Below are 15,107 nucleotides of genomic sequence, written 5' to 3' on the forward strand. Positions count from 1 at the left end.
AATAAATAAATATTTATTCTTTTTTACTTTTAATGGCAAAGAGGGCGGCTGACAATGCTAGGCTGATTCCTGCTAGGAAGAGGGCTGTATCAGACTGGTCTTCTCCTGTTTCTGGGAGTGTCTTCTTGCTTTCTTCATTTTTCAGGCTATCTTTGATTTCTGATGTCTTTGTATCAGCTAGTGGAGCTGGTGTCAACTTATACTCTGGTTTCTCAACAGTTGGTGCTGGTTCATCACCTGCTGTACCTAGTGGGCCTGTGTACTCTGGTTTTTCATGTAGGGCTGGCTCAACTCCATTCACACCACCAGTGTATTCTGGAACCTCATTTACCAAGGCTTCAACCGCATTAACTCCACCCTTGAACTCAGGTAGGGCATGAACAGCTGCTTCAACCGCATTAACACCGCCTTTGAACTCTGGTACTTCATGTACAGCCACTTCTGCCGCATTGACACCGCCTTTGAACTCTGGCACTTCATGTGCAGCCGCTTCTGCCGCATTGACACCGCCTTTGAACTCAGGTAGGTCATGAACAGCTGCTTCAACCGCATTAACGCCGCCCTTGAACTCAGGGACTTCATGAACAGCTGCTTCTGCTGCATTGACGCCGCCTTTGAATTCAGGGACTTCAAGAACTGGTGGTTGCTCTTCACCCTTGCTACTTGTTGGAGCGTCTGGTTTCGTAGCAGAATCTTTTAATTGATTGAGATAATCTGCAAAGTATTTCACCATTCTTTCCGTCAAGAGATGGTTATCCGTCGCATATTTCATGCTCGCCTGAACTCCAGCCACTTCCTCTTGATTTTCTTTGTCTGTCAATTTTTGAGCCTTAGCTAAAGCTGCTTCATATCCTGACAAGTCAAGCGGTGTTTCTGCTACCTGTGGACGGGTAAAGATGAGTTCCGCTGCAGATTGGTATTTATCTCCACCGTCTCCGTAAGTCTTTGTTCCCGTAAGGACGATTTTCTTAGCCTTGATTGTCTTACCAAAGTTAATGTCTTTTGGCTTATTGTTATCAGGCCAGTCCATCGCAGTGAAAGTGTGCTCCTTGCCAGACTCATCTGTTACGACGAGTTTCACATCTCTCAAGTTACCGTTTGAACCTGAACCACGTGGTACATAACGAAGTCCTGTAATTTCAGTAGGCTCTTTCAAGACCATAGTTGCAGGCTTGCCTACATCTCCTCCATCCCAAGATGTATGCCATAGGCTAGACACATTGCCATCAAAGGCATTCTCAAGACCTTCACCTGGTTGAGCTGGCGCATCCAAACTTTCAAAGTCTTCTGCTACCAAGGCTGTTTTCTTCTGAACCAAAGCATTCTTCAAGGCTTCAATCTTGGCAATCTCTGCACGCGCTTCTTCCACGCTAATGTCATCATCTGCCTGACTGAGGTTAAAGACTGCCTCTTTCAAAGCATCCATAGACTCTTTCGTGTAGTTGGTCATGGCTACAGTTGGCAAGTAGTTTTTCAGAGCATTTTCTGTCAACATCTTACCTGTGAGGGTAATTTCCTCGATTTGAAGATTATCCATCATGAAGTCGTTATAACCACGGAAGTTGGCATTTCCACCAGAATCACCACGAGTATTGCTTGCGTTTCCAGTTGAGTAGATACCTACCCAAGTATCGCCTGTTTCTGCACCTGTCACGAGGAAGGTTGCCTTCTTGGCTTTCTTAGAATCTGTCCAAGTATTTGGCAATTCATGCATTTCCAAGTTACTTGCTTGACTACCACGACGACCTGACTGGAATTCTCCCTTACCGACTACAAAGGCATAGGTATTGTCTGAACCTGCTTCGTATTCAAAGCTTACACGGTAAGTCTTACCAGCTTCAAAACGGAAGTTTTGTGGGATTGTTTGGTAAATCAAGTTACGACGGCTCACTAGTCCATTTGTCTTCAATGACCAATTTCCATCAATAACATCATCGACTTTCTTACCATTCCAACCACGCTGTGTATATGGATCGTGTTTTTCAGACAAGTGAGTGCGGTTATCTTCGACACCTTCGACACCACCCACTACGAATGGGAAGATCCCTTGAGCTACATTTTCAAAGTCTTGCTTGAAGGTTCCTTGACCTGTATCATGCTTGTCTCCGTACATGCTTGAATTGTTTTCAAAGGTACGAATTTCATCAAAGTAAGTTGCTTCATCACCAGCTTCACGACTCAATGTCAGAGTGACATTTGATACGTCCGATCCAGTTGTAAAGAAGGCGTACATATTTTGGAAGTAACTTGTATCGTCAACTGTAGCATTTTCACGACGATTGTTATGAGCATAAGCTTTGATATAGTTGAGAGCGAGTGACTTATTGGTATAAGTAGTCACTTCTTTTTCACCAGTATTTACAGTGATACTTGCCTTGGCATTACTACGGTTATCGACACCAACATAAACGGCATACTTGGTATTTGGTTTCAAGCCAGTCAGTTTCTGAGTAAGGCTAACCTTGCTCTTATTGCCTTGGATACGAAGCATTTCATTTGCACCCTGTGATTTGACAATTTCTGCCTTGGAAGCATCACCAGAAATGGTCCAGTGTTTCAAGGTTCCACTGTTAAATCCTTGGTCATAGATGTGCATACCTTCGCTCCATGACATTTCAGGATTGGTTTGTTTTGAACGGTAGAGAACGTATGGTTGATTTGCTAGAAGGTCTAGGGTAATCTTACCATCTGTTACAGTGAGTTCCCGCTCTTCTGTCTTACCTTGGTCAGTTAGCTTGTAAAGGTAAACCTTGCTATTTGCCCAATCGCTCGGAAGTGTCCAAGTTGTTGCACCAGTCTGCGTATTGAAATAGTACATTTTTTCCTTATCAGTAGGAAGTTTCTTACCATTCGCATCCCAGTTCCAAGGAGTCAAGTAAGCTGAACCATCTTGGATCACACGTCCGTTGAGAGTTACTGTACGTTCGCGATATTGTGGGCTATTCACATCATTTGACTTACGAGTCACGACTACTTTATTATTGTCAGCATCTACCAATTCCACTCGCATTTCTGGAGTCCATTTATAGGTGCTACCATTATCGGTCATGGTCACTGGTGTACCATTTTCCCATTTACTTACAGTAAAGTGTTGGAAGTACTTAGTCATGACATCATGGGCAAATAGGTTGGTTACATAGCCATTGTAGTCGCTTCGTCCTTGCCAGCCTTCAAAGTCTTTCATGCTGTAGCCACCTAGAAGTGGATAGTCTGCAGCACCACCGTAACTTCTGTAGTCCCCTACCCAGGCATCTTTTTGGTGGTTACGGATAAAGCGCGTGATGGCACTGTTGATACCTTTATTGGTGTAGCCACCATAGGTCAAGTCAGCTGCCCAGTGATGGAAGGTAGAGTCGTACTCACCACCATGGCCCCACTCAATCGCAAAGCGCCAGCCTTGTTTGTTAATTTCTTTAGCGAGAACGTGGGTAGCCCAGGCACCGTTATCACCTGATTGACCATTACCCCAAACGTCCACATAGATAAAGTCAAGACCATCACCAAGTTTTTTCTTCAAGTCTTCCCAGCGAGCCAAGCGTCCATGCGCCAAGTCATAAGCAGCATCAATGTTGATACCTTGGTCTAGCCAGTTCCATCCGTAGCTGTAGCTACCATCTGGATTCTTACGAAGAATTTTTTCATTAAAGTACTTAGACTCAGGATAGGTTTCAGAAGCGTTAACGTGGATACCTAGATGAGCTCCATATTTCTTCGCTTTCGCAATCAAGGTCTTGAAGTCTTCAACACCACCAATACGTTTACCAATATCAGCATAGTTCAAGTGACCAGAGTCATGGCCTTCGCTACCATATCCTTTAAGGAGAACACCTTGTCCTAGACCATCTGTGTGGAGATTGATCTTCTTGATACCATCCAAGGTCATAAGGAATGGGTTTTGTGCTTGAGAACCAAAGTTCATCGCGATACGGTAAGCAGTGATATCCTTGACTTTTTCCCAACCTTGAGGGTTGTTCATGATGCTACGGTAAGCAATGGCACCATCCTGCCAATCGACTTTCTTATCCGCATTGGCATCTTCAGTGATAACAACCTTGGCACTTGGAAGTTCCTTGGTGTATTCTGGGAAGACAATGCCCTTATAAGCTTTTTCCCATTGCCATTCAGAACTATGAATTCCGACATAGTTGGCATTTCCGACTGTTTCTTTATAGGCTGTCAAACGGGTCCAGTCATAAGAACCACCACCGTAGCTGTTTTGAGAGTTACTCCAAACACCTGCAGCAAGCTTATCTGTAGAAACAAAGCCATACATGTAACCCTTGGCCAAGTCTTTCATTGGATTGGTTACATCGATATGATCATCCCCGCTGACATGGGTATTATTTGACATGGTTGCCCCATCAAACTTAGCACCAGCTTGGTCACTTGAAACAGATACTAAAGCATTGCCAAGGAAACTAATAGAAGAAAGTAGTTTTCTTTCGTCATCAATCTTTTGACCTGGAGTAACTTGATTGTGGTTGACAATCTTGGTCACATCAAAGTGCAATTGATTGTCCACAACTTGCAGACGAACCGTCATTTCTGCATTGATAAGATTAGCATCATCGCGAAGCTTCATCAAGTACTCTGCAGTTGTCTCATTGATTTTTTTGTAAGTAACTTCAGGTGTGACTTCGTGCTTGTTGATAAATACTTTATTGAATTGTTGGACTTGTCCTGGCAAGGTATGCCCGTTCAAACTGTATTCTTTAATACGTGGGAAGGCTTGGTCAATCACTGCTTTGAGGACCTTAGACTGAATAGTGTCATAAGTCACCTTGCTATCATCAACTTCAGGACCTGTTTCTTTTTCAGCAGGGGTATCCTCTATTTTTACCCCCTCTTGGTTATCCGTCTTAACGCTAACAACTGTTCGCTCATCACCATAGGAGCCCGCCTTGAGAAGAATTTTCTTCTCATTTTTAAGATGGTCATTGACCGCAGCTGGTAGAGTTACTGTATCAAAGAGCTTCACATCATTATTCGTTGCATTTAGCTGACCGTCTGACTTGAGAGTGATAGAGAGACGGTTTGTTGATCCTGTTTCAGGGGCAGCAACACGACTACCTCTATACCAAGTGCTAGTTGTTGGAGATTTATACTCCCAGAACCAACCATCCTTGTCATAACCGACAAAAACATTATTATTGGTATCTTTAAATTTCAGGAAGACACCAAAGCGTGATTTGCCCTTTTCAGAATCTTCTTTGAAGGTTAAATCAACAGTCGCATTTCCATTGGCATCAACGGTCAAGCCCTTCTTTTCAAACAGGGCTGGTTTGCCTGCGTTATCATTTTGAGCAGTTGAGGATAGTTGGTTGTAGCGGACACCTTTTTCTTCTCGGATAGTGACTGTTCCCTGTTGTTCTTTTTTCTCTACTGTTTGCCATTCAGCTGTTACTTTTTCAGGTGTTTCAGGTTTAGCAGCTAGTTTGTCCTCTTTTGGTTTGTCTTCAGCTGGTTTTTCTTTCTCTTCCAAGTCTGCTGGTTTGACACTTGAAATTCCCTTCATGTGATCTTGGATCCATTTCAATTGAGCAGGTGAGAAAAGAATACCACCACTACGTTGGCCAACAACTCCATTTTGATGAACACCGACGAGTTTTCCTTCTGTATCAAAGATACCACCACCACTAGCACCCGGTTTTCCTCCTTGATAACCGATACCTTGAACACCTTCTCCATATGGTTCTGCAAAATCAACTGTAGTGTTGACAATCGGATTCAATTTCCCTTCTGGATAACCAAAGACATGGAGTTTATCTCCGATTTTCTTAACTACTGGCTTTTTGGTTACTTCAACAGGCGTATTTTCCAGAACTGTGCGCAATCTCACAAGGGCTAAATCATTCTTGTAACCTTTTAGGAAACCTTCACGATCCCAGTGAATAATGTCTTTTTTACTAAATTTAACATCTGGTAGTCCTGGATAGGAAATGCTATAGATATCCCCATCACCATTATCATTGTCAACGACCTTACGATTATTGCCATCTGGAACATCTTTTATAAAGTTATGTGAAACAGTTAAAACAAGATTTTCGCCAATGACAATCCCACTACCTTCACCTGATGGTGTCTTGATTTTGACAGTTGCTCCGTAGTTTAATTCACCATTCTTTGTTTTAGATACATCTTCTGGAACGAGATTCTCAGTATCTTTAGCTAATTGATCCTTGTCAACTTCTTTCCCTTTATCTTCAGCCTTATCTAATTTGCCCTCTAAGCCTTCTGGTAACTTATCTGAACTAGCTGATTTTTCTTTTTCAAGTGCTAATAGTTCTTCTTCTGTCTTAGGCCCATCCGTAACTTCTGGAGAACCTTGGTCTTCTCCTGCCTTAGGCGCTTCAAAATCACGCCCATCATTCTCTTTTGCTGTTGCAAGAGCAGTAGCTAAATCCGCTGGTAAATTCGCCGTGGAGCCAGACTGCACGCTATCTGCAAGAACTGTACTTGTCCCAAAGAATGCAGCCCCAATCATAACAGAAGCAACACCTAATGAAAATTTCCGAATACTATATTTACAACGTTTTTCAAATGATCTTTTATTCATAAACTCCTAAATCCTTTCATTTTTGAGTAAGCGTTTACATTTCCTTTTTAAAAAATACTCCTTCCTCTGAAAGTGCAGTGCTTAACCCTGATAAATAAAAAATAATTATGCTTTTAATATAACAAATAATAACTAAGAAAGCAATAGGAAACAAGTAAAATTAAGGAAAATTTTCTCTATTCTGACAAAAAAAGGCTCCAAATTTAGAGTCTTTCTTTACAAATGTAAAAAAGGATTCAGCATTCAAGAGAAATACTAAATCCTTTCTTATATTTTGCAACAGTTATTTCACATGTTTTGCGAGATCTTCTTGAGCCTTTTTATTTGACTCTTCTTTTTCTTTCAACCATTTTTCTTGAGCTTTTTGGTATTCTTCTGCTGTCACTGGTTTATCTTGTAGATCTAGGTATTTATACAAGAGAGCTTCGCTCATACCCTTGTTACCTGAGTAAGCAAACGGAAGAGTAAATGGTACCATCTTAGACAACATTGGACGACCAGTTTGAGAAGTTGTTGGGATGATCAAGGCACTATCTGTCAACCAAGCTTGGGCAGCAGCATATTTTTCATAACGTTTTGAAACGTCAGTAGTTTCTTCCCCAGCTTCCACAACCATTTTTTCGTAGTCTTCCAAACCAACTTGCTTGGCAGCAGCGTTGTTTGTTCCTGAGTCAAATCCTAGGTAAGTCTTCGTATTTTCTCCGACAGATGGCTTGATGATATCAAGGTAGGTAGATGGATCCGCAAAATCTGGAGACCAACCAACGTTATCTGAGATATCCCAGTCTTCACCAGCAGCAGTCTCAGCAAAGTAAGTGATGTTCAAGACATCGTCTTTTTGAAGTTGTTGGATATCCACAACTACATTATCTGTTCCCAAAGTTGCTTCAAGTGACTGTTTCAAAGATTGCACACGTTGAACTTTCGTCGTGTTTGTTTGGTCTACAGGCATATCCAAGTGGATTGGGAATTTCACTCCTTCTGCTTGAAGCGCTGTCTTAGCCTTGGCGAATTCTGCTTTGGCTTTTTCTGGATTGTAAAGTCCATCTTGGGCATCATCCAAGTTCACGTTGCTCCACTCGTCACCGTATGTCACCAATTTTTCTTTGACCAACTCACCAAAGTTTTTGCCATCTGCTTGCACAAATGTAGGTGGGACAAACAAGTTGCGAAGTAGTTTAGTCGCACCACTTGCGCCGTTTACTTGAGAGGCATAGGCAGTTCTATCAAAACCAAAAGCAAGAGCTTGACGGAAATCTTTGTTTAGAAGAGCTTTCTTGGTTGATGTTTTTTCTTCATCCGTTGTCTTAGAAGTATACTTATAAGACTGGCGATCAATATTGATACCAACTAAGAAAGTTGTTGAGTCTTGTTGTGTGTAAACAATATTGTCTTTAAAGGCTTTTTCAGTCTCTGGGTAGCTAGCGCTTGTTGGGAAGAGACGTGCCATTGTAAAGCTGCCATCTTTGAAGGCTTCAGTTGGTTTGTTGGTATCTTGGCCATCCCAGTATGACAATTTCACCTTGCCAATGTGGACATTCTCTTTATCCCAATAGTTTGGATTCTTTTCAAACTCAACAGAAGATTTGGCTACAATCGATTTGAGTAAGAATGGTCCATTATAGAGAATACTACTAGGATCTGTCCCTTTGGCGAAATCATCCCCTTTAGAGTTCAAAAACTCTTCGTTTACCGGGGCCAAAACTCCCATCGTTGTCTTAGAATTCCAGAAGCTTTCTGGCTTGTTCAATGTGTACTGAACTGTATAATCATCAAGGGCCTTGATTCCTACTTGAGAGAAGTCTGTAATTTCTCCTTTCACATAGGCGTCCAATCCTTTGATTGATTCTTGAACTAAATAAAGACCATCAGATTTTTTATCAGCAGCATATTTAAGTCCTGTTACAAAGTCTTGAGCTTTGACTGCCGCGTATTCTTCACCTTCAGAAGTATACCATTTTGCATCCTTACGGATAGTATAAGTGTAAGTCAATCCATCCTTGGATACAGACCAATCCTCAGCCATAGACGGCACAAAGTTACCGTAGCGGTCATTTTCTAGCAGACCATCAACCACGTTGCTGGTAATATTTGCTGTAGCTGCTTTATTAGTTGTCAAATAGTTCAGGTTATCAGGGTCTGTTTCATAAATGTATGAGAATGTCTTCTCTCCTTTAGCGCTTGAACCTGATCCAGAGCATGCAGCTAAAGTCGTCGCCGCCAATAATGTCACGCCCGCAAGGGCAAATAGTTTTGAACTTTTCATCATTTTCTCCTTTAAAACTTTCTCTCCATTATAGACTCTTTTCAGAAAGATGTCAACAGAATTTTCAGAATTTTTGTGTTAATTTGGTATATTCTGAAAAGACGAAAATTCTATAATGAAGTTAGCCACCCAACTTTCCTAAAAATGAGCTGGTTCAACTAGTCAATATTGTCAAATGAAATCTAGTTATAGGCATAAGAAAACACCTCTGTGTTATCCTTGTTGTTCACCACAAACACAAGAAAGGCACAGAGATGCAAAACCATTATACTATAAAAGCTAAACACTTGACAATCCATAGCCGTCGGTTAATCGAACGATGGAAAAATGAAGGAAAATCAAATAGAGAAACCGCATCTCTACTTGGAAAAGCTCCCCAAACCATCCACAATGAAATCAAGCGTGGTACAGTCCTACAATGTCTAGGAAAAGGACGTTTCAAAAAGATTTACTCTGCCGACTATGCTCAAATGGTTTATGAAACCAATCTTGACCAAAGAACTAAAGCAAAAGATTCTCCACTATCATAATCAAAAGTTGTCCCCTGAAATGATGGTCAAGGCTAAGGGCGTTACAGCGAGAATTGGATCAACAACTATCCTAAAAAATCCTTGGACTACAAGTCGCCCAGAGAAGACTGATTACTGGCTAACTTGAACTTGAAATTTAGCTATTCTGAAAAGCGATTTTATAAACCTACTTTTCGCATGCACTTGACGAATAAAAAGATTCTTGACAAGCTTTTGAGCTATTCCGAAGACTTGAAACACCACTATAATCTTTATCAGCTCTTGCTTTTTCACTTTCAGAATAAGAAACCTGACAAATTCTTCGGATTCATTGAGGACAATCTAAAGCAGGTTCATCCTCTTTTTCAGACTGTCTTTAAAACCTTCCTCAAGGATAAAGAGAAAATCGTCAACGCCCTCTAATTACCCTATTCCAACGCAAAATTGGAAGCAACTAATAATCTCATCAAACGAAATGCCTTTGGTTTTCGAAACTTTGAAAATTTCAAAAAAAGGATTTTCATCGCTCTCAACATCAAAAAAGAAAGGACGAATTTCGTCCTTTCTCGATCTTAGCTTTTCTTCAACCCACTACAGTTGACAAAGAGTCCCAAAAATCATTTTTCTTCTTTTTTTCTTGCTATTAATCCTAAAGAAGTAGTTGCTGCAATAATCGCAAGTACAATTGATAATTTTGAATTTTTCGTACCTGTCGTAGGAAGTTTTTGATTGTTCTCTTTATTAACAGCCAGTTGATTTACTTTTGGTGCCATATAAACTACTTGAGATTTTGAAACTGCTTGATTAGCTTTGTCTTTAATATCATCTCTAGGAACAACTGGTTGAACTGGTGAATTCTCTTTCTTGGTACCTACTAGAATGATTTCGTCAACAGGTTTCTCTAATACCTCTTCACTATCAACTATACGACCAACTTCTTCTCCAGAAGCTTTAAAGACTATAGTCTTAACTTTTTTACGACCATTTATACCTTTAATTTTAACAACACGCTCGCCTTCTTTAAGAGATGAGTCTAATTTTTCCACAATGTTAAACTTGATGTCTTCTTCTTTAACTTCTTCATAAAAACTTAATTCAGGATTTTCAGGTTGAGTCAAAGTAGAAATATATTGTTTTAGAAGTTTTTTATACTCTTCTTCGAATTTAACTAGTTCAGTTTGTTTCTCAGCTAAGGATTTATGAAGTTCTTCAACCTTGGCATCCGCATTTTTTTTAGCTACTTTAGCAAGTTCCAATGCTCTTGCTGCATTTTCAAGAGAACGTACCAATTCTTCCGCTTGATCTTTAGCAGCTACTTTAGTCATCACTAGAGAAGTAGCAACCTTAACATCTTTTTCAGCTTTAGCTAATTTAGTTTGAGCAACAGTAAGAGTCGCCTTCGCTTTTTCAGCAGCCTGCTTAGCAGTTGCTAACGCTACTTTAGCCTTATCAAGCTCGTCAGCTCTATTAGTCGCATCTTGACGTAAGTTGTTTAATTTAGTTTCAGCGTCAGTAAGAGCTTTTTCAGCAACTGTAAGTTTATTAGTTGCATCAGTAAGAGCTTTTTCAGCAGCTGGTAATTGTGCCTTGTATTGCTTCGCAGTCTCTAAGTTGTTTTGTGCTTTAGTAACATCAGCTTTAGCATCATTAACTGCTTTTTCAGCAGCTTGTTTTTTCGCACTATATTCTTTTGCAGCTGTTGGATCATTTTTAATTTCAGTCGCATCGAATTTACTAGAATCAGTTACAATACTATTTCTTTCTTGTCCTACGGCTTTGTTTTCTCCAGCTGTTTGGAAGTTGTGAACGAAGATTTCAAGATTAGTGAAGTATCTGTAATCTCCCCATTTATTTACATATGGGGTTGGATTGAATTTAACAGATGCAGTTACACTTGTTGCATTATATTCAGACGCTTTACGTCCTAGTTTGTTTCCTGTCCCATCTTTACGGTAAGCGATACTTCCACCAATAGATAAAGCATTTTCCCATGCACGATGAGAATTTGCACCAGTATAATCTTCGTTGTTAGTGAACATTTTACTATTATATGCTTCGAAGATATACTCTTTTAATTGTCCCATTGTCATTTTAGGTCTACGTGGACTGTTTTTCATTAAAGTATTTAGATTTTGTTCAGACTTAAATACTTCACTATCTTCTGTTTTTTGGAATGTTTTAGCATTGGCATAGATTATATCACTTTGGTTTTGGTCGTCACCAGTTTTGTATGATAAACCATTTGCTTTTGCTGCAGCATTAATTCCATCGTAGTCAGGTTTAGCGTAAGTTTCTGTAACTTTTGCATATTTTTTGTTACGTGCATCAGCAGCTTCATTTGCGAATTTTTCCATACCTACAGTTGTTTTAACTTTAGGATTTCCTAGTTGTTCGCGGATTTGGTTAACAATGTGAAGACCGAATAAGTTAATCTCTCTCTTTTGCTCAGCTGTTAAATCCCAAATATCAACTTCACGTGTGTCTTTTGTATTAGTGTAGGTATTTTTAGCCATATTAGTTTTTGCTAATTGTTTTAATTTTTCAGCATTAGCAGTTACTTCAGCTTGATTTCTTGTGCTAAGTTCGTTGGCACGTCCATCACCAGTGTTATTTGGATCATTTTCACCCATTAATTTAGCACGTTCGTTTAATGCAGCTGCAAAGTCAGCACCTAAGTTAAATTTAACATCAGAAAAATCGTATGCTTGTGGCTTTTCTCCAAGATCTTTAAGCGCTTTTTCTTTATCTGCTAAAGTTTGTTTTTTAGCAGATAATTCATTATTTAAATCGGTTACTTTTTTATCCGCAGCAGCATCAGCTTTTTTAGCACTTTCTTTTGCTTTTTCTGCGTCAGATTTAGCTTTTTCTGCGTCAAATTTAGCTTTTTCGGCATCTGCTTTGGCTTTTTCTGCTTCAGTTAGAGATGGCGTACCATTTTCTAAATCTTGTACTTTCTTAGCAGCAGCATCGACAGCAGAGTTTGTATTGTCTGCTTCTGTTTGTTTTGTTGCTACATCTTTAGCAAGTGTGTCTTGAGCAGCTTTTTTAGTTTTTACATCAGCTTCAGCAGTTTTAACAGCTTCCGCAGCTTTAGTTGCATCGTCTTTAGCTTTTTGGATAACTTCCGGTGTAGCTTCCTTTGCCTTTTCAGCTGCCGTTTTTTCCTTTTCTGCCGCTACTTTTGCATCAGCCTCTGCCTGCGTTAGATTAGCTTCTTTTTGTTTAATTGCTTCTTTAGTATCTAAAACTTTTTTCTCAGCATCTGAAACTTGCTGCTTAGAAACTTGTTTAAGCGATTCTGTAGTATCTTTAGTAGCTTGTTTATCGCTAGCTTCAGCTGCACTTACTTGGTGAACAGAAAATGCTGTAAAAGCTGCTGCAGTTGCCACCAAAGCTGTCTTAATTTTCTTATCCATCTGGTTATATTCTCCTAGACATTTTATACGTAATTAGAGATGATTATATCATTCTTTTTACTTTTTTTCAAGTTTTTAGTTTATTTACCTTATATATTAAAATATAAAATCAAATATAAGGATCTTCAATTCTATTCACTATTTCTTTTTCCTTAAATAGTTCATTGGATAAAATACAAAATCTGCATAAGGTATTTTTTTAGATAGATAGAGTATAACGACTGAACCAAACCAACCTAAAAGAAGTCCTATCAGTACATGGATAAAGATATTGCTAACACCTAGCTTTAATAAAGCAATTCTAGTTACAGAAACTATTGGAGCATGCAGAAGATAGATTACCAAACTATCTTTTCCTATCTTTCTAAAATAATCAGCAACTCGATTCAATTTATCACTTAAAATAGGATAGGAAGCCATAGCTAAAATTACAGAAACTGGAAAAATGAGTCCATTTAATCCAGGTCTGTCATATGAAATATAGAAAGTAGGTGCAGATAACTGCCAATAAGTTAAAAATGCTGTTATGGCGACAAGTGTCACACAACTAATCGACTTCCATCTATTTGTCAAAAAAGTTCCAACACCTGAGTGTCTGATCCATGATCCTAATAAAAAGAAGAAAGTCCATAGAAAAATTTTCTGAACAATATAGATATTCGTTGGTACAAATATAGAAAGAAGATAGGCTACTACACTAATGATAAATAACTTATGATAGGATTTGATCCAAATAGAAAGGAAGGCAACAACCAGGTAAATCCACCAAAGAACATAGAGATACCACGAGACTCCAAGAGGTGTTTGGTAAATATTTAATAGATCCCAGAAAGAAGCGGCGTTTCTTACTGTTGCTCCACCTAATTTTTGAAGTCCAAACTGCAGAATAGAATAGAACAAATAAGGAATTCCCAAAATAATTGTTTTTTGTTTGACAAATTCCACATAACTCTTTAAACCTGTCACTGGCTTAAAGAAATAGCCTGACAAAGCATAGAATACAGGGATATGAAACAGATAAAAAATCTGTGTCACAAATAATAACCATTGTTGGCTATCTTCAAATCTTTTGGATTCAAATAACCCTAAAACAACATGTCCAAAGACAACCATTAAAACTGTTAGACCTTTCCCAAAATCAATCCATTCGATTCGATCCGACTTTTGTTTACTATAAGCATTCATTTCTTTTTCCATCTCCTATTAAAGATGAATAAAATGAGGAAAAGAAGTATTCCCTCATTTTAACATCAAATCTTTAGTTACCTAACTCTTTCTCTACGACCTCTAGCGCCCGTTCAATCACCACATGCATATCGTAATATTTATAATCTGCTAAACGCCCACAAAAGATAACTTTATCATTCTGCGCTGCTTCCTCTTGGTACTTAGCAAACATAGCATTATTTTTCTCATCGTTAATCGGATAGTAGGGCTCGTCCCCACGCTTCCAGTCAGTCGGATATTCACGCGTGATAACTGTCTTTGGTTGCGTTCCATATTCGAAATGCTTGTGTTCGATGATACGAGTATAAGGAATTTCACGCTCTGTATAGTTCACTACAGCATTTCCTTGATAATTTTCCTCGTCTAAGGTTTCATGTTCAAAACGAAGGCTACGGTATTCTAACTCTCCGTGTTTGTAGTCAAAATATTGGTCGATCATTCCTGTAAAGACAACTTTGTTAGCAGATGCTTCCAACTCTTCACGGTGAGCAAAGAAATCAACACCAAGCTCAACTTCAACGTCTTTAAGCATATTTTCGATAATCACATTATAACCACCAATAGGAATTCCTTGGTAACGGTCGTTAAAATAGTTATTATCAAATGTTAAACGAACTGGAAGGCGTTTAATGATAAATGGAGGAAGTTCCGTTGCTGAGCGCCCCCACTGCTTTTCAGTATAGCCCTTGATCAACTTTTCATAGATATCCGGACCAATCAACTTGATAGCTTGTTCTTCCAGATTTTTCGGCTCAACATCCTTCATATGAGCCGTTTGCTCAGCAATCTTATTCTTCACTTCTTGTGGAGTTTTTGTGCCCCACATAGCATAGAAGGTATTCATATTGAAAGGAAGATTATAAAGACTTCCTTTGTAGTTCGCGACAGGTGAATTGATATAGTTGTTAAACTCAGCGAATTGATTGATATAGTCCCAAACTTTTTTATTAGAGGTATGAAAGATATGGGCACCATATTTATGAACATTGATACCTTCTACATTCTCACAGTATATGTTCCCTCCAATGTGATCGCGTTTATCAATCACTTTTACTTTTTTTCCACGTTTTGTAGCTTCGTATGCGAAGATTGCTCCAGACAAACCAGCTCCAACGATTAAATAGTCGTACATA

Annotated in this window: 5 protein-coding genes and 2 pseudogenes; 2 read left to right on the plus strand and 5 right to left on the minus strand. The window is 39.2% G+C overall.

Features of this window, described 5'->3' with window-relative positions:
* Positions 1-13: 13 nt before the first annotated feature.
* Both M1F97_RS07095 and M1F97_RS07100 read right to left on the minus strand, forming a co-directional pair.
* Complete coding sequence (locus M1F97_RS07095) at positions 14-6,556, minus strand: SpGH101 family endo-alpha-N-acetylgalactosaminidase (protein ID WP_247944653.1); 6,543 nt, start codon at positions 6,554-6,556, stop codon at positions 14-16.
* A 283-nt stretch (positions 6,557-6,839) separates the two neighbouring features.
* The gene (locus M1F97_RS07100) at positions 6,840-8,822 is read right to left on the minus strand and encodes a peptide ABC transporter substrate-binding protein (RefSeq protein WP_247944654.1); all 1,983 of its coding nucleotides are present in this window, start codon (positions 8,820-8,822) and stop codon (positions 6,840-6,842) included.
* Between the two features lie 254 nt (positions 8,823-9,076).
* Between M1F97_RS07100 and M1F97_RS07105 the strand changes: the two are divergent.
* Both M1F97_RS07105 and M1F97_RS07110 read left to right on the plus strand, forming a co-directional pair.
* Positions 9,077-9,422 (plus strand): annotated as a pseudogene (locus M1F97_RS07105) (helix-turn-helix domain-containing protein); the annotation flags it as partial.
* Positions 9,423-9,496: 74 nt separating this feature from the next.
* Positions 9,497-9,907: pseudogene (locus tag M1F97_RS07110) on the plus strand (transposase); the annotation flags it as partial.
* A 41-nt stretch (positions 9,908-9,948) separates the two neighbouring features.
* Here the strand turns inward: M1F97_RS07110 and M1F97_RS07115 are convergent.
* The 3 genes from M1F97_RS07115 to glf all read right to left on the minus strand — a co-directional run bounded on the left by M1F97_RS07115 (position 9,949) and on the right by glf (position 15,106).
* A complete protein-coding gene (locus M1F97_RS07115; protein ID WP_247944655.1) occupies positions 9,949-12,747 on the minus strand; it encodes an SEC10/PgrA surface exclusion domain-containing protein in 2,799 nt (932 codons plus the stop codon).
* Positions 12,748-12,885: 138 nt separating this feature from the next.
* Positions 12,886-13,944: an acyltransferase family protein gene (locus M1F97_RS07120; protein ID WP_247944656.1), complete on the minus strand. Its 1,059-nt coding sequence runs from the start codon at positions 13,942-13,944 to the stop codon at positions 12,886-12,888.
* A 61-nt stretch (positions 13,945-14,005) separates the two neighbouring features.
* On the minus strand, positions 14,006-15,106 hold the full coding sequence (gene glf, locus M1F97_RS07125; protein ID WP_247944657.1) for a UDP-galactopyranose mutase: 1,101 nt from the start codon (positions 15,104-15,106) through the stop codon (positions 14,006-14,008).
* Between the last annotated feature and the right edge of the window lies 1 nt (position 15,107).

Source organism: Streptococcus oralis, assembly GCF_023110435.1.
GTDB classification, from domain to species: Bacteria; Bacillota; Bacilli; order Lactobacillales; family Streptococcaceae; genus Streptococcus; species Streptococcus oralis_CF.

Bases quoted from the DNA above. Each gene is read 5' to 3' on its own strand.
- glf (WP_247944657.1), bottom strand. From the start codon at position 15,106: ATGTACGACTATTTAATCGTTGGAGCTGGTTTGTCTGGAGCAATCTTC.
- M1F97_RS07100 (WP_247944654.1), bottom strand. From the start codon at position 8,822: ATGAAAAGTTCAAAACTATTTGCCCTTGCGGGCGTGACATTATTGGCG.
- M1F97_RS07120 (WP_247944656.1), bottom strand. From the start codon at position 13,944: ATGGAAAAAGAAATGAATGCTTATAGTAAACAAAAGTCGGATCGAATC.
- M1F97_RS07115 (WP_247944655.1), bottom strand. From the start codon at position 12,747: ATGGATAAGAAAATTAAGACAGCTTTGGTGGCAACTGCAGCAGCTTTT.
- M1F97_RS07095 (WP_247944653.1), bottom strand. From the start codon at position 6,556: ATGAATAAAAGATCATTTGAAAAACGTTGTAAATATAGTATTCGGAAA.